21 protein-coding genes are annotated in these 20,887 nt (G+C 50.9%); all 21 read right to left on the reverse strand.

Annotated elements, in window-relative coordinates:
- Window positions 1-145: FAD-dependent oxidoreductase (locus tag CHL76_RS11050; protein ID WP_143747454.1), on the reverse strand; the 145-nt coding region annotated here is incomplete at its 3' end.
- Between the two features lie 89 nt (window positions 146-234).
- Complete coding sequence (locus tag CHL76_RS11055) at window positions 235-1,266, reverse strand: tetratricopeptide repeat protein (protein ID WP_079475493.1); 1,032 nt, start codon at window positions 1,264-1,266, stop codon at window positions 235-237.
- A 182-nt stretch (window positions 1,267-1,448) separates the two neighbouring features.
- Window positions 1,449-2,078: a bifunctional phosphoribosyl-AMP cyclohydrolase/phosphoribosyl-ATP diphosphatase HisIE gene (hisIE, locus tag CHL76_RS11060; protein ID WP_079475492.1), complete on the reverse strand. Its 630-nt coding sequence runs from the start codon at window positions 2,076-2,078 to the stop codon at window positions 1,449-1,451.
- On the reverse strand, window positions 2,075-2,833 hold the full coding sequence (gene hisF, locus CHL76_RS11065) for an imidazole glycerol phosphate synthase subunit HisF (RefSeq protein ID WP_079475491.1): 759 nt from the start codon (window positions 2,831-2,833) through the stop codon (window positions 2,075-2,077). The genes hisIE and hisF overlap by 4 nt, the downstream gene beginning before the upstream one ends.
- Complete coding sequence (gene hisA, locus CHL76_RS11070) at window positions 2,833-3,564, reverse strand: 1-(5-phosphoribosyl)-5-[(5-phosphoribosylamino)methylideneamino]imidazole-4-carboxamide isomerase (RefSeq protein WP_079475490.1); 732 nt, start codon at window positions 3,562-3,564, stop codon at window positions 2,833-2,835. The genes hisF and hisA overlap by 1 nt, the downstream gene beginning before the upstream one ends.
- Entirely contained in the window at window positions 3,557-4,201 is a 645-nt protein-coding gene (gene hisH / locus CHL76_RS11075; RefSeq protein WP_079475489.1) for an imidazole glycerol phosphate synthase subunit HisH, read from the reverse strand. Before hisH ends, hisA begins: the two co-directional genes overlap by 8 nt.
- Before the next feature lie 18 nt (window positions 4,202-4,219).
- Window positions 4,220-4,810 carry an imidazoleglycerol-phosphate dehydratase HisB gene (gene hisB / locus CHL76_RS11080; protein ID WP_079475488.1) on the reverse strand — a complete coding sequence of 197 codons (591 nt, stop codon included), beginning with the start codon at window positions 4,808-4,810 and terminating at the stop codon, window positions 4,220-4,222.
- A gap of 1 nt (window position 4,811) precedes the next feature.
- On the reverse strand, window positions 4,812-6,083 hold the full coding sequence (hisD, locus tag CHL76_RS11085; protein WP_094908626.1) for a histidinol dehydrogenase: 1,272 nt from the start codon (window positions 6,081-6,083) through the stop codon (window positions 4,812-4,814).
- The gene (hisG, locus tag CHL76_RS11090) at window positions 6,083-6,724 is read right to left on the reverse strand and encodes an ATP phosphoribosyltransferase (protein WP_094908594.1); all 642 of its coding nucleotides are present in this window, start codon (window positions 6,722-6,724) and stop codon (window positions 6,083-6,085) included. Before hisG ends, hisD begins: the two co-directional genes overlap by 1 nt.
- Window positions 6,717-7,904 carry an ATP phosphoribosyltransferase regulatory subunit gene (locus CHL76_RS11095; protein WP_079475486.1) on the reverse strand — a complete coding sequence of 396 codons (1,188 nt, stop codon included), beginning with the start codon at window positions 7,902-7,904 and terminating at the stop codon, window positions 6,717-6,719. Before CHL76_RS11095 ends, hisG begins: the two co-directional genes overlap by 8 nt.
- Window positions 7,905-8,103: 199 nt before the next feature.
- Window positions 8,104-8,583, reverse strand: coding sequence for an acyltransferase (locus tag CHL76_RS11100; RefSeq protein WP_094908595.1), 480 nt, complete (start codon window positions 8,581-8,583; stop codon window positions 8,104-8,106).
- Window positions 8,580-9,236, reverse strand: coding sequence for a pyrophosphatase PpaX (gene ppaX, locus CHL76_RS11105; protein WP_079475484.1), 657 nt, complete (start codon window positions 9,234-9,236; stop codon window positions 8,580-8,582). The genes CHL76_RS11100 and ppaX overlap by 4 nt, the downstream gene beginning before the upstream one ends.
- Before the next feature lie 25 nt (window positions 9,237-9,261).
- Complete coding sequence (lgt, locus tag CHL76_RS11110) at window positions 9,262-10,092, reverse strand: prolipoprotein diacylglyceryl transferase (protein WP_079475483.1); 831 nt, start codon at window positions 10,090-10,092, stop codon at window positions 9,262-9,264.
- A 36-nt stretch (window positions 10,093-10,128) separates the two neighbouring features.
- A complete protein-coding gene (gene hprK, locus CHL76_RS11115; protein ID WP_079476989.1) occupies window positions 10,129-11,064 on the reverse strand; it encodes an HPr(Ser) kinase/phosphatase in 936 nt (311 codons plus the stop codon).
- 199 nt (window positions 11,065-11,263) lie between these two features.
- Complete coding sequence (locus CHL76_RS11120; protein ID WP_079475482.1) at window positions 11,264-11,626, reverse strand: phage holin family protein; 363 nt, start codon at window positions 11,624-11,626, stop codon at window positions 11,264-11,266.
- Complete coding sequence (locus CHL76_RS11125) at window positions 11,626-11,832, reverse strand: PspC domain-containing protein (protein WP_094908596.1); 207 nt, start codon at window positions 11,830-11,832, stop codon at window positions 11,626-11,628. Before CHL76_RS11125 ends, CHL76_RS11120 begins: the two co-directional genes overlap by 1 nt.
- A 21-nt stretch (window positions 11,833-11,853) precedes the next feature.
- A complete protein-coding gene (locus CHL76_RS11130; protein WP_158219158.1) occupies window positions 11,854-12,981 on the reverse strand; it encodes a DUF4097 family beta strand repeat-containing protein in 1,128 nt (375 codons plus the stop codon).
- A 105-nt stretch (window positions 12,982-13,086) separates the two neighbouring features.
- Complete coding sequence (gene uvrA, locus CHL76_RS11135) at window positions 13,087-15,972, reverse strand: excinuclease ABC subunit UvrA (protein ID WP_094908598.1); 2,886 nt, start codon at window positions 15,970-15,972, stop codon at window positions 13,087-13,089.
- 7 nt (window positions 15,973-15,979) lie between these two features.
- Window positions 15,980-17,956 (reverse strand): excinuclease ABC subunit UvrB, encoded by a 1,977-nt coding sequence (gene uvrB / locus CHL76_RS11140; protein ID WP_079475478.1) that lies wholly within the window; start codon window positions 17,954-17,956, stop codon window positions 15,980-15,982.
- 196 nt (window positions 17,957-18,152) lie between these two features.
- A complete protein-coding gene (locus tag CHL76_RS11145) occupies window positions 18,153-19,346 on the reverse strand; it encodes a PDZ domain-containing protein (RefSeq protein ID WP_094908599.1) in 1,194 nt (397 codons plus the stop codon).
- A gap of 64 nt (window positions 19,347-19,410) precedes the next feature.
- On the reverse strand, window positions 19,411-20,871 hold the full coding sequence (locus CHL76_RS11150; protein ID WP_094908600.1) for a S41 family peptidase: 1,461 nt from the start codon (window positions 20,869-20,871) through the stop codon (window positions 19,411-19,413).
- Window positions 20,872-20,887 lie beyond the last annotated feature (16 nt).

Raw genomic sequence — 20,887 nt, forward strand, 5'->3', positions numbered from 1 at the left:
CCTCGGTGTTGGCCATCTGCCCGCCGGGCACGCCGCGCTCAAGCATGAGCGTATCCATTTCCGCCCGCGAGGCGTACACGGCCGCCGTCATGCCGGCCGGGCCGGCACCCGCGATAATCACATCATAAATTCGTTCTTCCGTCATAAAGGCCACTCCCCTTATTTTAAATATCACTGTCTTATGGCATCTGTATTTATTGTATGGCAGCCGGTTTTCAGCGTCCAGTAGTCTGCTTACTGCTGGAAATCATCCTGTACTAATTCCCTTACCCGCTGCTCGGTCAGTGTATTCTGTTCATATTCCCGGTAGAGCTCTTTCACTTCCGGGTGATCAAGCTGGCGGCTCTGCTTCCACCATTTTGCCGCCTGGCCCGTTTCTCCGAGCAAATATAACGCCGCCCCGTGATAAAACGCAACCGATCCGCGTTCGATCACAAATCGCTTATGATAAAGCCGGGCATAACGACAGGCGTCTTCATAATACCCGAGATAGGCACAAACGGCGCTGATCCAGTGCAGGGATTCCCGGTCGAGCGGAAGAATTGCTGTCAGCACCTTCATTATTTCTTTTACACGATCATGATCCTCCAGGCTTTCATACAACGCAGCGAGCTGGCAGCTTGCCGGCACGTAAGCACCTTCCTGATGAACTTTTTCTAAAAGCTGCACTGCCTGCCGTGTGTCTCCACGGTGCTGATGAAGTTTTGCCAGCTGGTGGTACGCTGCCCAGTAATCGGGCTCCTGTTCCAAAAGCTCTTCAAACAGCTCCTGGGCTTCCTGCACCCGGCCTTTAGCCGCTTGTTCTACTGCCCGTTCATAAATAGTCATATCGCCTGGATGCTCCAGGAGCCCGGGCTCGTTTTCTTTAATCATTTCGAGCAGTTCCTTCGTTTCTTCTGCAAAGTCTCCTTCCGGCGCGATTTTCATATAATACCCGGCTGTTTCTGCTGCTTTTTCAAAATTACCCTGGAAGGCGTAATTATTGGCCAGAAAGAAATAGCATTCAGAGCGCTCCGGCTCGATGTCTTTAAGTACCCGGTCCAGGATATCATTGGAGCGCTCAAATCGTTCCATATCTGTGTATATTGCAGCAAGCTGGCATTGAAACAATCCTTTGGAAGGCTCGAGCTCTACAGCTCTTTCCAGAAAGAGAACGGCACGCTTCAGGTGATTTTTCTGATAAGCCACCACGCCCCGCTGAAAGAAGTATTCACCTGACTGCAAGAAAGGAATAATTGCGTCTTCGTTTTTTTGTTTTGAGCCCAATTCCTTTCATCCTTCCTTCATTTGTTTTCCCTGATTCTTTCACGTTCCTTATCAATTGTGACATTATAACACGCCCCCTGCTTCATGAAAACTCTTAGCAGTTCACCCATCACTATAATAGCCAGAAGAAGCCTATAGAAAAAACCGCCCGAAAAGGACGGTCATTTTTGATAATAGTCTTTTTATGAACGATGTCTTTCTTCAAGCACCTGCAGCACATCGTCAAGCGGGAGCTTCTGTTCCCTCAGCAGTACTAGCAGATGGTACAGAAGATCAGCGGTTTCCCAGCTGAGTTCTTTGTGATCCCGGTTTTTGGAAGCAATGATTACTTCACCGGCTTCCTCACCGACTTTTTTCAAAATCTTATCCACGCCTTCGGTAAACAAGTACGTCGTGTAGGCGCCCTCCGGCATTTCAGCTTCGCGGGTGGCAATCACCTGTTCAAGTTCATTAATAATTGCAAACCGCCGGCCATCGGCTGACTGCTTTTCTTCCGACAGCAGCGAACGGGAAAAACAGCTGTAATCTCCCTTATGGCAGGCAGGGCCTGCTGGCTCGACAAGCACGTTTAAGGCATCGCTGTCACAGTCATACCGGATGTCTGATACCTGCTGCTTATTTCCGGATGTTTCCCCTTTATGCCATAGTTCCTGGCGGGACCGGCTGTAAAACCAGGTTTCCTTTGTATCGATTGTTTTCTGCAGCGATTCTTTGTTCATATAGGCAAGCGTCAGAACCTCTTTACTAATAGCGTCCTGGACTACGGCCGGAATCAGGCCTGCTTCATCAAATGTTAATTCGTCGACATTCATCGTACTAAGACTCCTCTCTCCCGGATAAAGGCTTTCACTTCTTCAATCGATGTCTCTTTGTAGTGAAAGATCGAAGCAGCAAGCGCCGCGTCTGCCCCTGATTTTGCAAACACATCTACAAAGTGCTCCTTGGCCCCGGCTCCGCCCGAAGCAATAACAGGCACATCCACCGCTTCGCTGACCGTTCGCGTCAAAGCTTCGTCAAAGCCGGTTTTGGCTCCGTCCTGGTCCATGCTTGTCAGAAGAATCTCCCCTGCACCCCGGGCGGTGACTTCTCTAACCCAGTCGGTCACTTCCCAATCTGTCGGCGTGCGGCCGCCATGCGTGTAGATTCTCCAAGAGCCAATCGACTCATCGTACTTCGCATCAACCGCTACGACGATGCATTGCGAGCCGAAATAGGTGGCTCCCTGAGTAATCAGTTCAGGGTTTTTCACCGCAGCCGTGTTGAGCGAAACCTTATCTGCGCCTGCGCGGAGCATATTGCGCATGTCATCGACCGAGCTGATACCACCGCCGACCGTGAAAGGAATGGCAATGGTTGCAGCCACCTGCTCCACGACATCTATTATTGTTTTCCGGCCTTCATGTGAGGCTGAGATATCGAGAAACACCAGCTCGTCCGCCCACTGCTCATCATAAAACCCCGCGAGCTCCACTGGGTCACCGGCATCCCGCAGTTCTACAAACTGCGTGCCCTTCACTACCCTTCCTTCTTTCACATCCAGACATGGAATGATCCGTTTCGTGAGCATTACTGTACCTCCTTCACGGCTTCTGCCACATCTACTTTGCCGGTGTATATCGCTTTTCCGACAATAACACCGGCGATCCCTTTATCCCGCTTGTCCGCGAGGTTTCGTACGTCTTCCATTGTGCCGATCCCCCCCGAAGCGATAACGTTCACGCCGGTCGCCTCTGCGAGTTGTTTCGTCGCCTCCACGTTCGGTCCGGACATCGTGCCGTCGGTTGAAATATCGGTAAATATAAACGTTTCTGCTCCGTGGGCAGCCATTTCCCGTCCCAGTTCCACAGCCGTAACCTCAGAGGTGTCGAGCCAACCGTTGACAGCAACATACCCGTCTCTGGCGTCGAGACCGATCGCAATCCGGCTGCCATGGTTCTCAAGCATTTTACGGGCAAAATCCGGATACTGAAGGGCGACACTGCCCAGTATTACCCGGTCCACTCCACTTGCTAAGTAATAGTCCACGTCCTCTGCCGTTCGGATGCCGCCTCCGACTTGAACGCGGACGTCAAGTTCCTGAGCGGCGCGAACGACGTCAGCATGATTGATGCGCCGCTTTTCTTTCGCCCCGTCAAGATCGACCATATGAATCCACTCCGCGCCCGCCTTCGCAAACGAAGCTGCCATCTCAAATGGCGAATTTCCATAAACGGTTTCCTGGCTGTAATCGCCCTGAAAAAGGCGTACGCAGTTGCCGTTACGGATGTCAATTGCCGGGTATACAATAAAATCACTCATGAGCTCCGCTCCTTTCGCGGACGATCGCGCCGAAGTTTTCAAGCATTCCAATACCGACTGTACTACTTTTTTCAGGGTGAAACTGCGTACCCATAATTTCGCCGCGGCCGACCACCGCCGGCACTACCTCGCCGTAATCGCTGGTGGCAAGCAGCACGTCCGGATCGGCGGTTTCAATCACGTAGGAATGCACAAAATAAGCATGGCCCTCTTCCACATTTTTCAGCAGCGGGTGATCCGGCTGATGAAACGTGAGCGAATTCCATCCCATGTGTGGCACTTTCAGTTTTCGCCCCTGGCTGTCTTTTCCGGAGAACCTGCGGGCATAACCCGGCAGAAAGCCGAACCCTTCTGTGTCCCCATGTTCTTCGCTGCCTTCAAACAGCAGCTGCATGCCGAGGCAGATGCCAAGCAGCGGTTTGCCGTCAGCCGCCCAGTGTTCAATAAATTCAAACTGGCCGTTTTCCCGGATTAAATTCATGGCATCCCGAAAAGCTCCAACGCCGGGAAGAATTAACCCGTCTGCTTCCGCAAGCTCCTCTGTATCCTCGGACACAAAATAAGGGATGGTGAGTCGCTCCAGGGCTTTTTTCACGCTGTACAGGTTGCCCATGCCGTAATCGATTATTCCTATCACGCGTGTTCCACTCCTTTTTTATAGCATTCCTTTAGTGGAAGGAACGCCCTTCACTCTTGGATCAAGCTGTGTCGCTTCATCAAGGGCACGTGCCATCGCTTTAAAGATCGCTTCGATAATATGATGAGTGTTGTGCCCGTAATGAACAATTATATGCAGATTCATCCGGGACTCCACCGCAAATTTCCATAAAAATTCATGTACGAGCTCGGTGTCAAACGTCCCTACCTTAGCCGCGGGAAGATCTGCCCGGTATTCAAGATGCGGCCGGTTGCTTAAATCCACGACAACTTCCGCAAGGGCGTCATCCATTGGAATTTTCGCCTGGCCGTAGCGGCGGATACCTTTTTTATCTCCAAGCGCCTGCATGAAGGCTTCTCCGAGGCAAATACCAATATCTTCTGTCGTATGGTGATCGTCCACTTCTACATCGCCTTCGGCCTGCACGTCAAGGGAGAAATGGCCATGCTTTTTAAACAGATCGAGCATATGGCTCATAAACGGCACGTTCGTCTGTATGACCCCGTCCCCTTCGCCATCGATGCCAAACTGCAGCCGGATAGATGTTTCTCCCGTCGTGCGTTCGACGCTTCCTCTGCGTTCTGCCATATTACTTTTCCCCCTTCCGGATATCCACTGCGCGTGCATGTGCTTCAAGGCCCTCAATCCGGGCGATCGCAGAGATGTATTCGCCGTTATCCTCGAGTGCTTCTTTACTGTAGGAAATCACGCTTGAACGCTTCACAAAATCGTCGACACCAAGCGGACTCGAGAACCGTGCTGTTCCGCTCGTCGGAAGCACGTGGTTCGGACCGGCAAAATAATCCCCGACCGCCTCGGCACTATACGGCCCTAAAAAGACAGCTCCAGCGTGGCGGATGGAGCCGAGCAGGTTCTCGGGCCGGGCCGTCATGATTTCCAGGTGCTCCGGTGCAAGCCGGTTCACAGCGTCCACTGCTTCAGCTATCGTTTCCGTTACATAAATGGCTCCGTGTTTATCGAGAGATTCTTCAGCAATCTTTTTACGCGGAAGATCTTCGAGCTGACGCTCAAGCTCTTGCGCCACTTTCCTGCCGAGCTCCTCCGAGGTGGTAACAAGAACAGCCGAGGCGAGCTCATCATGCTCCGCCTGGGAAAGCATGTCGGCTGCAATATAATCGGCACGGGCTGTTTCATCAGCAAGCACGACGATTTCGCTCGGCCCGGCGATGCTGTCAATCGCCACCTGGCCGAACACTTCCCGCTTAGCCAGCGCTACATAGATATTGCCGGGGCCAACGATTTTATCCACCTTCTGCACGCTTTCTGTTCCGTAGGCAAGCGCGGCTACCGCCTGGGCACCGCCGACCTTCACGATACGTTCAATCCCCAACTCGCTGGCAGTGACGAGCACCATTGGATGAAGACGCTGGTCCTCACCGGGAGGCGAGCACATCGTAATGCTTTTTACGCCTGCAGCGATCGCCGGAATGGCGTCCATCATAATGGTGGAGGGATATGCTGCTTTTCCTCCCGGCACATAAATACCGACACGGTCGAATGGGATAATCCGCTGGCCGAGCATCGTCCCATCTTCTTTGGTTACCATCCAGGACTGCCGGAGCTGACGCTGATGAAAATCCTTTATGTTTTCAATCGCTTTGCGGATCGCTTCAAGCTCTGTATCATTCACCTGGTTGTATGCTTCATCTATTTCTTCCTGCTGGACAAACAGCTCATCGAGCGTAACGCGGTCAAATATCTCGGTGAGTTCCATGAGGCCTTTATCTCCGTTTTCCCGCACTTTTTCAATAATCGAGGCCACTGATTCCCGCTGCTTTTCAGTGCCTCCCTCAATGGTGCGCTCGAGTGTTACTGATTTATCCAAAGGGGTCACATTCATCATAATTGTTCTTCCACTCCTATCACCTGGGCAACACGCTCCACCAGATCATCAATGACGGTATCCTTTAAACGATAGCTTACCGGATTGACGATCAGCCGGGACGTAATCGGCACAATCGTTTCAAGTTCTATTAAACCATTTTCTTTCAGCGTCTGCCCGGTGGAAACAATGTCTACAATACGGTCTGCCAGGCCGACAAGCGGGGCCAGTTCAATAGAGCCGTTTAATTTAATAATTTCCACCTGTTCGCCCTGCTGCTTAAAATACTGCGTCGCCAGATTTGGGTATTTTGAAGCTACCTTTGGATTTACATCCGTCTTCTCGTACTCCGGCAGTCCTGCTACTGCCAGGTAGCAGGCACTGATATGGAGATCCAGCACTTCATATACGTCGCGCTCTTCTTCGATCATCGTATCTTTACCGGCCACCCCAATGTCTGCCACCCCGTGTTCCACGTAGGTGGGCACATCCATTGGCTTCGCCAGGATAAAGCGCATATTTGCCTCCGGAGCATCAACGATGAGCTTTCTGGACTCTTCAAATTCCGGCGGAATAGGGAATTCGGCTTTGCGGAGAAGCTGTACCGCTTCTTCGAAAATCCGTCCTTTGGGCATCGCGATTGTCAGCCATTCATTCATGCGCCGCTCCCTCCTTCTTTTTTCCGATCATGGATATGACATCTTCGTAGGAATCACTCAGCTGATCCACGTCCTCTACGCCTCGGATATCCTGGAGCACGACCCGTTTTCCGGTTTCGCGGAGCTTACGCGCATGATCCACCGCTTCCGGGCGGCGCTCCGGGCTGAACAAAATACACGTCTGCGACGGCACCGCCCCAGTCAGGCCAAGTGCCTCAACAAGCAAATCAAGCCGGAGACCGAATCCGACAGCCTGGGCCGGACGATTAAACTGCTGCAGCAGTTCATCATAGCGGCCGCCGCTCCCGAGCGGCACACCCAGATTGTTGCCGTAGCTTTCAAATACAATGCCGGTATAGTAGCTCATATGCATAAATAAGTTAAAATCGAGCTTAATGTAATCGGACAGCTCGTAGTGCTCAAGCACCGCTTTCATCTCCTGCAGCTCCTCGACTGCTTCCCTTGCTGCCGGAGTCTGGACCAGGTTCACGGCCTCATCCAGCGTCCGCCAGTCGCCTCGCAGACGCAGCAGGCTGTTCAGCTTTTTCTTATCCAACGAGGAAAGCGGAAGATTTTCTACATGCTGGCGGTAGCCGACATAGTTTTTTTCGTATAAAAACCGGCGAAGGTCATCGGCCCGCTCATCGTTACCGAGCACTTCTTCAAGCAACGCATTCACGTAACCGACATGCCCGACCGTGATTTGAAACGTGGTCAGGCCGGTTTTTCGCAAAGCTTCAATCATAAGAGAAACGACTTCGCCGTTCGCGCTCGAAGTCCCATCTCCAATCAACTCCACCCCAAGCTGTTCAAACTCTGCCGGCCGCCCGGCCTCGAGCTGCTGCGCGCGAAAGACGTTAGTATGATAAGCCAAACGGATAGGAAAATGCTGGTTCTGCAGTCCCGAGGCTGTGACCCGGGCAATCGGGGCCGTCATGTCCGGGCGAAGCACCAGCGTCCGCCCCTGCTGGTCAAGCAGTTTAAAGAGCTGATGGTCAAGAATCGCCGAGGCGCTCCCGACCGTATCATAATATTCCAGGGTCGGCGTTTCGACAGGCAGATACCCCCAGCTTTCCCATTCGTCGTTAATGACCCGCTGTACGTTCCGTTTTGTCTGAAAATACCCCGGAAGCGCATCCCGCATACCGAGCGGCTTTTCAAACATAAAAAGCTTACTCATACTCTCTCTCCTTTTCTTTTCACGGTGCTTTAGTTCGCTAATGTACTAACAAAATAAAGAATAATCATAGTTTACACATCTTTTTTTACACCGTCAATTTTCCATTTCTGCTTTCATTATAACAATATCAGCTGTTCTATCAGCTTTTTCGCTCACAAGAAAAGAGAAAAGCCGGCTCTTATGAAAGCCGGCTTGAAGCCTATGTTCTTATCCGCATCGGACTGCCTCCGGCAAAAGACCGCGCGGGCACGTCTTTGTGCACGACGGTTCCTGCTGCCACGACAGCCCGGTCTCCGATAGTCACTCCGGGGAGGATGGTCACATTGGCGCCGATCATAACTTTATTTCCGATCACGACGTCACCGAGCCGGTATTCATCAATTAAATGCTCGTGTGTTAAGATCGTCGACTGATAGCCAATAATGGAGTTGCTGCCAATATGGATTTTCTCGGGAAACATTAGATCGGGCATCACCTTATAGGCAAGCGCTGTTTTTTCACCTATTTGCATCCCGAGCAGCTGCCGGTACATCCACCGCTTCACAGACACAAACGGAACCGCCCGGGAAACTTCGATAATGGCCGTGTTTTTGAACGCCTTCAAAAACGGCACTGTCCGGTACATCTGCCATAGAGCATTCGTGTTATTGCCCGGGAAATAACGGTCTGTTTTTCTCATTCTTCTGTTTCACCGACAATATCAAGCAGGTCACTCATTTTGGCGAGCATCCAGTCCGGCTCATAATTTTTTAGAAATGATGCGCCTTTGATGGTCCATGCTACTCCCGCTGTACGTACCCCCGCATTTTTCCCGGCCAGAATATCAAACTGGCTGTCACCGACCATGATAGTTTCCTCCGGACGGGCGTTCAGCTGTGTCATGGCTATTTGCAGCGGTTCTGGATGCGGCTTGGGATTTGTGACATCATCCACCGTAACGAACGTCGAAAAGAAAGGAAGGAGCCCGAGCATCTCCGCTCCTTTGACCGCCGCTTCCTTCCGCTTTGTCGTCACAATACCAAGAGAAAAGCCGCGTTCATGGAGCGTCTTGATAGTATCGTATACTCCGTCGTACTCGCGGACGAGCGTTTCGTGGTTCGCCAGGTTGTGGGATTGATAGGTATCAATCATCTGTTCCACCTGGCTCGGATTGCTGCTGATGCTTGAAAAATTGTCTGCCAGCGGTACCCCGATCCAGCTGATGATGTCATCTCTGCTATATTGGTCCGGCGCATAATACGTCAGCACATGCTCATAAGAAGAAATGATTAAATCATTGGTATCAATCAGCGTGCCATCTAAATCAAACAGCAGTGTATTCCATCTGGTCATGGTGCTTCCCCTTTCGCTTTCTTCCTTATATGCCGGGCCCGTCTTTACTTAAGTATCTTGCTTTGGCAAGGCCTGCCTGCCTGCGGTATAAAATCAGGCTCACGGCTGCTACTATCAAGAGCACCGAAATTAACTGCGCCACCCGGATCGTATCGAACAGCATTAAGCTGTCGGTACGCATGCCTTCGATGAAAAAGCGTCCGAAGGAATACCAGATAACATACGTTAAAAACAATTCTCCGCGTCGGAGATTAACCCGGCGCAGCCCCAAAAGCAGTAAAAACCCTGCAATATTCCAAAGTGATTCATATAGAAATGTCGGATTATAGTAGGCACCCTCAATGTACATTTGGTTAATAATGAATTCAGGCAGCTGCAGCCCTTCTAAAAACGAACGGCTCACTTCACCGCCGTGGGCTTCCTGGTTAATAAAGTTACCCCAGCGGCCGATCGCCTGGCCTAAAATAATACTCGGCGCAGCGATGTCTGCAAGCTTCCAAAAAGAAACGCGCTTGATTTTTGAAAAAACGATACCCGTAAGCACTGCGCCAATCAATCCGCCATGGATCGCAAGGCCGCCTTCCCACACAGCCAGAATACTGCCCGGGTTTTGGGCATAATAGTCCCATTCGAAGATCACGTAATACAAACGGGCACAGATAATTGAAATTGGTATGGCAAAAATAAGCAGATCTGCAAAAATATCTTCTGGAAGCCCCCGTTTTTTCGCCTCGTAGGAAGCTAATATGTATCCCAGCAGAGCGCCCAGGCCGATGAGTATCCCGTACCAGTAAATTGGTACAGACCCAACCTCAAAGGCAATCCGGTCAATCGGCTGCATCGATGAATAAATCATATCCCCTGCCACTCCTGTCTGCTAGATGTGTATTCGTTAAAATTCTTCTTTATCGCCGTCATCGATCATTTGTTTCAAACGATCGGAAAACTGCTGGGCTGTGTTTACGCCCATCCGCTTCAGCCGAAAATTCATCGCTGCTACTTCGATGATAACAGCAAGGTTCCGGCCTGGCCGTACTGGCACAGTGAGCTTTTGAATTTCCGTATCGAGCACCTGGAGCGTTTCTTCATCGAGCCCAAGGCGGTCGTAGGCCTTTTGTTCATCCCATAGTTCGAGATGGATGGTTAGCGAGATTCGTTTGTACGGTCGTACAGCGCCTGCGCCAAACAGCGTCATCACATCGATAATGCCAAGACCGCGAATTTCAAGCAGGTTTTGGATCAGCTCTGGTGCTGTTCCGACAAGAGTATCGCCATTTTGCTGGCGGATTTCAACAGAGTCATCCGCTACAAGGCGATGGCCCCGGCGCACGATGTCCAGGGCGGTTTCGCTTTTCCCCACACCGCTTGCTCCAGTAATCAAAACGCCGATGCCATATATATCCACCAGAACCCCGTGCATAGCCGTAGATTTAGCCAGTTTGGTATCCAGATAGTTCGTCAGCTGGCTGATCAGCTGCGTGCTTGCCAGATGCGATCGCATGATTGGAACACCGGTTTTTTCCGCATTTTCAATCAGCTCCGGCGGAGCCACGAGCCCCCGCGAGATTACAATGCCGGGAGTGTCATACGTACACAGCTTTTCCATCCGCTCCTGCTTTTCTGCATCCTGAAGCTGTTGAAAAAAAGAAAGCTCAGTACGTCCAAGCAGCTGCAGCCGCCGGGCGGGGTAATATGTAAAAAAGCCGGCCATTTCAATCCCCGGGCGGGAGATATCGCTTGTGGTTATTGCCCGGTACAGTCCTTCTCCTCCGGCGAGCAGTTCTAATTGAAAACGCTCCTGTAAATCCGTTGCCGTCACTTTTGCCATCGTGCTGCCTCCCTCAAAAAAATCGGTCCGTTGTATTATGAATATGTTTGTTTCCTCTTCTCGTACGTTGTTATTGTAGCACGTTTTCAAAAGAAGATGGAACCTGCGCCGAGGGATTTCAATTTTGCCGCTGCATGAAAAAGACCCGCCGGTGAGCGGGCCTTTTTTGTGCATTATTCTTCCTGCAGCACGAATAAGATTACGTTTTTCTTCCGCTCAGCGGATTTACAAAAAGGTTATACATCAGCATATTTAAAACCGCGATCACAACAGCGGCAAGAAAAGCCATGCCAAAGCCGGACATGTTAAAGGCTTCTCCCATAACTGCTGACGTAAGCATCAGCATCAAGGCATTGATGACAAAAATAAACAAACCGAATGTCACCACGGAAAGCGGCAGGGTGAAAAAGATTAAAAGCGGCCGAATCACAAGATTGATCAGCGTCAACACCAGTCCGGCTGCGATGGCCGCCCCAAAGCCGTCTATGGAAAATCCGGGGAAAAACCCGGCCACTACCATTAGCGCAATGGTGTTAACAATAAACGGTACTAAACAGCCCATCAGGAAACGGCATCCTCTTCATTTGGCAGAAGTATAGCCAGCACGAGATAAATCAGCAGCACCCAGGAAGTGACGGGCAGAATAACAAGCACAACGCTTATGATTCGTATTAAAGAGGAATCCCAGCCGAGGTAATCTGCCAACCCACCGCATACACCTGTCAATTTCCGGTCGTCACGGGATTTGTACAACTTTTTCTTTGCCAATCTGATCACCCTTTCAGTTTTTTATTCATGGTCCTGCACAGTAATGGTTCCTGTCTTTGCCGAAGCTTCCAGCCGCAGCGTTGGAGCCGATTCCGAGTTGGAGACAAACTGGTAATACTTCTGCATGAACTCGCTTTTTTCTTCTTTCACTTCGATATTATCGAGCAGGCACTTGTAATTGCCGACGTTTGTCCGGAGGACGCCCTCCGTGCGGATCTCCCTCGGCGCAATCACTTTGATGCTGCCCGTTGTTGTGGAAAGAAGCGCCCGGCTTCTCTCGCTTACTGACGTGTACCGGGCCGTAATCGCTCCGTTCAACGCCTCTGCTTCAATATCTGTGAGCGATCCGTCGTAGTGAATCGAGCCATTCCACGTTTTAACGTCCGCACTGCCGATTCTCCCCTCCTTCAGCTCCACCGTGCCATTGGCTGTTTCCACTGCCAGATAACCAGCAGAAGCGTGCAGTACTGTAATCGCACCGTTGCTTGCTTTCACGTACAGATTATCTGCCTGAACGCCATCGATTCGGATATCCCCGTTAAACGTGGAGACATCCATTTTGTCCAGTGATTTCTCCGGGATGTAGACAACCGCCTGGACTTTATAATTGCCGGATCTTGAAGCAAAGCGGAGTTTGCCGCTTCGGGAATCAAAGTCAGTGCCTTCGATGAACTCGCGCCGTGCTGAATCTTCGTCTTCTTCTGTATAAGCTTTCACCTGGCAGGCAACGCGAATGGTGCTCCCTTCCCACCTCTGGCAGATCAGGCTTCCATTTTGGATAAACGTGTCGAGCGAACGAATCTCACTTTCATCATGTTCAAACGTATGCTGAAAATCTACAGATGGCCCAAAATTAAAATCGAGGTCAAACCGTTTAACGCGGTCAAGTGCATGGTCGAAAAACCCCGAAAGCATCGCGAACGGATCTTCCTTGCTTTTTCGTTTCTGGCTGCCGCCCGCTTTTTTGTCTGTCCGATAGGCGCCGCTTCTCCGGGATTCAGAAGAGCCGCCTTTCCCGTCTTCTTTGCCACCTTCCTGAGCTTCCGGTGACGGGGCTGACCCTTTAGCCCGGAGCAGACGCTCTCCTTCCTCAAGCGAGATAATGCCGTCTTCCATCATTTTCAGTATTCGCTGACGTTCTTCATCCATTTCGTGTTCCTCCTTCGGTAATATATCAAAACCGGCACGTAGCGTTTTGGCTTGCTGCTTCCTATTACATACGAAGAACAACATTATCCGTTTCAGTCAATTCTTCTACGATGAAGGGGTATGGGCCGCCTCTTCTGATGCTTCCCATTGCCTGGCCATACGGTCTCTTTCTCTTTCAAGCACCGGCTTTAAATAATAACCAGTATAGGAGGCCTTTGACTCCGCTACTTTTTCCGGCGTGCCTGTAGCCACAATTTTGCCGCCGCCTGCTCCGCCTTCCGGGCCAAGATCGATGATATGATCCACTGTTTTAATGACATCGAGATTGTGTTCAATGATTAAAACAGTATCTCCGTTGTCTACGAGCCGCTGGAGTACCTTGAGCAGCCGGTCGATATCATCCACATGCAGGCCGGTCGTCGGTTCATCAAGGATATAAAGGGATTTGCCTGTAGAACGGCGGTGCAGCTGGGAAGCAAGCTTTACGCGCTGGGCTTCTCCGCCGGAAAGTGTCGTGGCCTGCTGTCCTAGTTTTATATACCCCAAACCAACGTCATATAACGTTTGAATTTTCCGCCGGATTTTTGGAATGTTTTCAAAGAAGCCGACTGCCTCTTCGACAGTCATTTCGAGCACATCAGCAATATTTTTACCTTTGTATTTAATTTCGAGCGTTTCGCGGTTGTAGCGCTGACCGCCGCACTCTTCGCACGTGACATAAATGTCCGGGAGAAAATGCATTTCTATTTTAATGATACCGTCGCCTTTGCATGCTTCACAGCGCCCTCCACGGACGTTAAAGCTGAAGCGTCCCTTCTGGTAACCGCGGATTTTCGCTTCGTTGGTCATAGCAAACACTTCACGGATATTATCAAACACACCTGTATAGGTTGCAGGGTTTGAGCGAGGCGTCCGTCCAATTGGCGACTGGTCGATATCAATTACTTTTTCAAGCTGATCGATGCCTTCCACGCTTTTATGCGCGCCCGGCTTCTGCTTACCGCGGTGAAGCTTTTGTGAAAGCACTTTATATAAAATGTCATTAATCAGTGTGCTTTTTCCGGAACCGGAAACCCCGGTGATCGCACTTAGCAGGCCGAGCGGAATATCCGCATTCGTCCGCTTCAAGTTGTTTTCCACCGCGCCCTTCACTTTCAGCCAGCGGTCGGAAGGCTTGCGGCGTTCAGTCGGGAGCGGAATGAATTTTTTCCCGGCCAGATACTGGCCGGTCAGGGAATCGTCGTTTTCCTTTAATTCTTCCGGCGTTCCTTCTGCGATAATCTGACCACCGTGGCGGCCGGCCCCGGGACCGATGTCAATGATATGGTCAGCGGCAAGCATAGTGTCCTCATCGTGCTCGACAACAATCAGCGTGTTCCCGAGGTCGCGCATGTTCTGCAGCGTCTGTATCAACCGGTTATTATCCCGCTGATGCAGTCCGATTGAAGGTTCATCAAGCACATATAGAACCCCCATCAGCGCCGAACCGATCTGGGTCGCCAGCCGGATACGCTGCGCTTCACCGCCTGACAAGGTGCCGGCGGAACGGCTCAGGGTTAAATAATCGAGACCGACATTAATGAGAAAGCCGAGGCGCTCATTGATTTCACGGAGAATCAAGCGGGCAATTTCCATTTCTTTTTCTGTTAACTCGATAGTTTCTATATACGTATACGCCTGTTGAATCGACAGATCCGTCAATTCCCCAACGTGAATATTTCCCACCAGCACAGAACGCGCTTCAAGACTCAGGCGGTGGCCTTTACACGTTGGGCACTGCTTGTTGCTCATATACTGCTGCATCTGTTCACGGGTGAAATCCGACCCGCTCTCACGATAGCGGCGGGAAACGTTGTTCAGCACGCCTTCAAAGTAGATCTGGCGCTCACGGACCTGGCCGCGCTCATTTTTGTGCCGGAAGGTTATTTTCTGCTGGCCATTGCCCTCGAGCAGTATTTTCTTATGCTCTGCCGAGAGATCCTTGAACGGGGTGTCCATATCAATATTAAAATGGTCACATGCCGAGCGGAGCAGCTGCGGATAATACTGGGAGCTGATTGGCTCCCATACGGCGATAGCGTGTTCCCGGAGCGTGCGATCCGGGTCAGGAACGACTAGGTCGCTGTCCACTTCAAGCTTACTGCCAAGACCATCACAGGTCGGGCAGGCGCCATACGGACTGTTAAAGGAAAACATTCTTGGTTCGAGCTCCCCAATGGAAAAGCCACATTCCGGGCAGGAATGGTGCTGATTAAACCGCATTTCCTTTTCACCAACAACATCGATAAGTACTTTCCCTTCTCCGAGTTCAAGGGCGGTTTCCAGGGAGTCTGCGAGCCTGGACTCGACCCCGTCCTTTATAACAACGCGGTCTACCACTGCTTCAATATCATGCTTTTTATTTTTATCGAGCTTGATTTCTTCTCCAACGTCACGCATTTCTCCGTCCACACGAATACGCACCAGCCCTTTTTGCTTCAGCTGGTCCATTACTTTCACGTGTTCTCCCTTCCGGCCAGCAATAACCGGAGCGAGAATCTGCATTTTTGTCCGTTCAGCGTAAGCCATCATCTGGTCGACCATCTGTGAAATAGTCTGGGAGGTAATCGGCACATGGTGGTACGGGCAGTAAGGTGTACCGACACGGGCAAATAACAGCCGCAGGTAGTCGTAAATTTCCGTCACGGTGCCGACCGTGGAACGCGGGTTCTTGCTTGTAGTTTTCTGGTCAATCGATATGGCCGGGGAGAGTCCTTCAATGGAATCAACATCGGGCTTTTCCATCTGACCCAGGAACTGGCGGGCGTAAGCCGACAATGATTCCACGTAACGGCGCTGCCCTTCAGCATAAATCGTATCGAAGGCAAGCGAAGATTTCCCGGAGCCGGATAACCCGGTCATGACGACCAGCTGGTCCCGTGGAATTGTCACGTCAATATCTTTTAAATTATGGGACCTTGCTCCCTGAATCTTAATATTATCTGCTGCCATTCGTTGGTCATCCTTCCGCTTTAAGTTCTAATACCATATCGCGCAGTTCCGCTGCGCGTTCAAACTGCAGGTCTTTCGCTGCCTGTTTCATTTCGTCTTCCATCTGGTCAATGACTTTCTTCCGCTCGCTCTTGCTCATTTTATCGAGAGCTGGTTTATCAATATCCGAGGAATCCTCTGAACTGACCGTAGCCTGAATCAGGGCAGGGATTTCTTTTTGGATTGTTTTCGGCGTAATGCCGTATTTTTCGTTGTGCGCTATTTGGATCTCACGGCGCCGGTTTGTTTCACTAATCGCCACGTCCATCGAACGGGTGATTTTGTCTGCGTACATAATAACATGCCCGCGGTCGTTCCGGGCGGCGCGGCCCATTGTCTGAATAAGGGAGCGTTCCGCACGCAGAAAGCCTTCTTTGTCTGCATCCAGAATACCAATCAGCGACACTTCCGGGATGTCCAGCCCTTCCCGGAGCAGGTTAATGCCGACCAGAACATCAAACTGGCCGAGGCGGAGCTGGCGGATGATGTCGATCCGTTCAAGTGTTTTAATGTCCGAGTGCAAGTACTTCACCCGGATGCCGAGTTCTTTTAAATAGTTGGTCAGGTCTTCGGCCATTTTTTTCGTGAGCGTCGTCACAAGCACCCGCTCATTCCGTTCCCGGCGCTCATGAATTTCGCCGATTAAATCATCGATCTGGCCTTCAATCGGCTTCACTTCCACCGTAGGGTCAAGCAGGCCGGTCGGGCGGATGATCTGCTCAATGACTTCCGGTGCGTGTTCAAGCTCATACGGCCCCGGTGTCGCAGAAATGAACATTGCCTGATTAATCCGCTCTTCAAATTCATCAAATTTCAGCGGACGGTTGTCCATCGCGGACGGAAGACGGAACCCGTGGTCCACGAGCACCTGCTTCCTCGCCTGGTCCCCGTTGTACATGCCGCGCACCTGTGGAAGCGTTACGTGGGACTCATCCACCACTAGCAAAAAGTCATCCGGAAAATAGTCAATCAATGTATAAGGCGCATCCCCGGGGTTCCGGAAAGTCAAATGCCTCGAATAGTTTTCAATGCCGGAGCAAAAGCCCATCTCCTGCATCATTTCAAGGTCGTAATTGGTCCGCTGTTCAAGCCGCTGGGCTTCAAGCTCCCGGCCGTTCGCCCGAAACTTTTCAAGCTGCTCCTGAAGCTCCTGCTGAATATTTTTAATGGCACGCTCCATTTTTTCTTCCCGGGTCACAAAGTGGGAAGCCGGGAAGATTGCAGTATGCGAGCGTTCACCAATAACCTCACCAGTCAGGGCGTCCACTTCGGTGATCCGGTCAATTTCATCACCGAACATTTCAACACGAATGCAATGTTCATCTCTTGAAGCCGGAAAAATTTCGACGACATCCCCGCGCACGCGAAATGTCCCGCGCACAAAATTAATGTCATTACGCTCGTATTGAATGTCCACGAGTTTCCGGAGAATCTGGTCCCGTTCGATCTCCATGCCGGTCCGAAGCGAAAGCACGAGATCCCGGTACTCTTCCGGGGAACCAAGCCCGTAAATACAGGATACACTGGCGACGATAATAACGTCTTCGCGCTCAAATAAGGCGCTCGTCGCCGAGTGCCTTAGCTTGTCGATTTCATCGTTAATACTCGCGTCTTTTTCAATAAACTGGTCTGTCTGCGGCACATAGGCCTCCGGCTGATAATAGTCATAATAGCTTACAAAGTACTCCACGGCGTTATTTGGAAACATTTCTTTAAATTCATTGTATAACTGCCCGGCGAGTGTTTTATTGTGAGCCATAACAAGCGTGGGCCGGTTCACTTCTGTTAACACATTGGAAACGGTAAACGTTTTACCGGTTCCGGTCGCGCCAAGCAGTGTCTGGTATCTTTTGCCGTCCTTCAGTCCTTGAACCAGCTTTTCAATCGCCTGCGGCTGGTCGCCCTCCGGATTGTATCTACTCGCCAGTTCAAATGTTTCGTTCATAGTAGTCCCTCACTTCCTGTCTGCGTTCCGGTCATATGTCTATTTACTATATACCACATGAAGATTGGAAAGAAACAACATAAAAACGAACGTATATTCGCTGTTATTATTGTACTCCACTCCCCGGCAATTGCAAAGAAAACGACACTTCCCCTGTCCCTATGCAAAAAAACAGAACCCGGGAGGGGGTTCTGTTTTACTGGGCCGTATGCATGTTTTCCGGCGCAGTTTGTTCTTTATTAATCATGAGTATGCCCAGCTGGTGATGCTGATTACTGTAAAGCGCCGCCTGTGCCTGACGGAGTTCTCCGTTAATATCCTCCACATCCAGCCGGCAGTAGGCGGAATTTTTTTGCACAGCCCGGTACAGGCTTGCTTCATCATATACTTTTTCGCTGTTCACCCGGCGAATGACTTCTCCCGCTTTAATGTGCATCCGGTCTGCGGGAGACTCCGGCAGTACAGCAAGTACTGAGATTCCGTCGACCCGGAGAGTGTAAAGAAAATTGCTTTTAGCTGAGCTGCCGGCAGCAATGGTTACCCATTCCCGCAGCAGAATCAGCACGGCCACCATTACCGGCACGGCCCATCCGCTGTAAAAATAAGCAAGTGCTGCCCCGGCACCGGTAAGGACTGATATTCTTATAATCCACCAGCCGGCAGAGCGCACCTGCACGGCCGCCAAACGATCAAAGGTTTTCATACGTATGCCGATTACTGCCGGAAGTAAAAGAAGGGAAAAAGCCGCACCTCCAGGAAGCAGCGGCCACCAGCCTCCCGCCTCTATAGCACTTCCCGGGATAAACAAAAATACAGGGAGCATCCAGAGACGGTGCGTGACCTGGCCGCCGATCGGCTTGCCGCGGCGGCTTACTGTCCGAAGCGGAGAAAAAAACTTCACCCCGTTCCAGACAACCAAAATGCCTTCGGCAAGCGTGAGCACTGCAAGCCAGACCATCAGGGAAAAAGCATCAAAGCCGTTTCCAAGCCATGACCCAGCGGAGAAAAAAGGCACCGCTATCCCGGCAGCATCCAAAGCAAGGGCAGCCAAAAATGCCCCTCCCCAGACGTGCAGCGCTGTCAGTAAGCGGTGCAGTCCTGACACTGCCAAAAGAGCACTGAGCACCATCGCAAGCAGGACTGCTCCAAGAGGCAGTGAAATGCCCGTAACGATAGTAATAACAGAAACAAAAGCAGCAATTACTATCGCCGGAATAACACTCATCGTCAATTCCATCAGCATTGGATACATTTTTGCATGAAACATTTTCCGCTCTCTTTTCACCCGGAGATAACCAGTCATAAGCATAGCTGCTATCATTATGTAAGTCAGCGGGTTCAGAAAAAACCACGCTAACGCAGGACCAATTTCACCGATTATTCCCTGCATCCACTATTTCCCCCTTTTCTTCGGACCGGGCAGGCCCCGGCCACCGTTATCATTCAGATTTCATTTATTGTTCTGTGACTGTATCAAGCGCGCGCTGCAGCTGCTTGTCGTTGTCCCTGTTCTGGACATTTTCAAGCACAAAATCATTCAGCGCATCTGCTGTTTCCGGCGTCAGTGTCCCAGTGGCTTCCAAATCTTTCTGTTCCTCCTGGAAATCCTGTACCGCTGCTTCTGTTTCTTTGCTGTAGTACCCGTCCTCACGTCCCGGGTCAAACCCGGCTCCTTTTAAAAGCGTTTGTGCGGTAGCAATGTTTTCACCGGTCGTATCCGGCTCCAGAGCTTCATCAATGGATAAAATAGATGCCTGGAAATAGTCGGGCTGCTCTTGCTCAATGGTCGGCTTCACGCCTTCTTCATTAATCCAGTTTCCATCCGGAGTCAGCCATTTAGAGACAGACAGCTTCACATCGCTTCCATCATCAAGCTCCATTACCTGCTGCACCGTTCCTTTGCCATAGGTCGTCTGCCCTACTAGTTCAAAGCCTCCGGACTCCTTCATCGCAGCTGCCAGAATTTCAGAAGCAGACACACTTCCCTGATCAATCACACCAACTACCGGATAGTCTTTGTTCTCCTCTAAAGAGGAGGTCACTTCTGAAATCGTGCCTTCACGGTCTTCAATTTCCACCACGGGCTCGCCGCCCGGGATAATCATGCTGCCGATATCTTCCACCGCGTTTAAATATCCACCTGGATTTCCGCGGACATCGATCACCAGGCCATCAATGTTTTCACTCTCCACCTGTTCGAGCTGGGTTTCGAATTCATTGGCTGTATTTTCAGAAAATGACGAGACATTCAAATAACCGATGCTTTCGCCGTCCTGCTCAATCACTTCACCTTCTACGGTTTCGATCGGAATTTCGTCGCGCTCCACTTCAACATTAAAAGGCTCGTCGCTTCCGCGCTGTACAGTGAGATTCACGTTCGTTCCTTTTTCTCCGCGGATCTTCAGAACCGCTTCATTAAGTTCAAGGTTTTCAGTGCTTTCTCCGTTAATTTCCAAAATATCATCATTGGGCTGCAGTCCGGCGGCTTCTGCCGGGGAATCGTCGATTGGTGAAACGATCGTTACTGCATCCCCCGATTTATTTACTTCAGCCCCGATGCCTTCAAAGGACGAATCCAGCGACTGCGTAAATTCCTGTGCTGTGCTTTCGCTCATGTAGCTGGAGTGAGGGTCATCGAGTTCTCCGATCATTCCTTCGATTGCCCCCTGCACCAACGCATCATCGTCCACTTCTCTCATGTATTCGGAGTCAATCAGATCATACACTGAACTGATTTTGTTTAAGTCCTCTTCTGACACGTTTTGCGCTCCACTGTCCGAACCGGATTCGGACAGCGCAGATGAGGAAGCGCCTGATTCCTCTCCCCAGACAGAAGCACCTACGGCTGCACCCCCGGTCCCGGCTGCCGCTGCTGTGACCAGAATTGCTGCCGTCACTTTGATGTTTTTCTTCATCTATTTCACTCCAGCT

It is taken from the genome of Marinococcus halophilus (genome assembly GCF_002265875.1).
GTDB lineage: Bacteria > Bacillota > Bacilli > Bacillales > Marinococcaceae > Marinococcus > Marinococcus halophilus.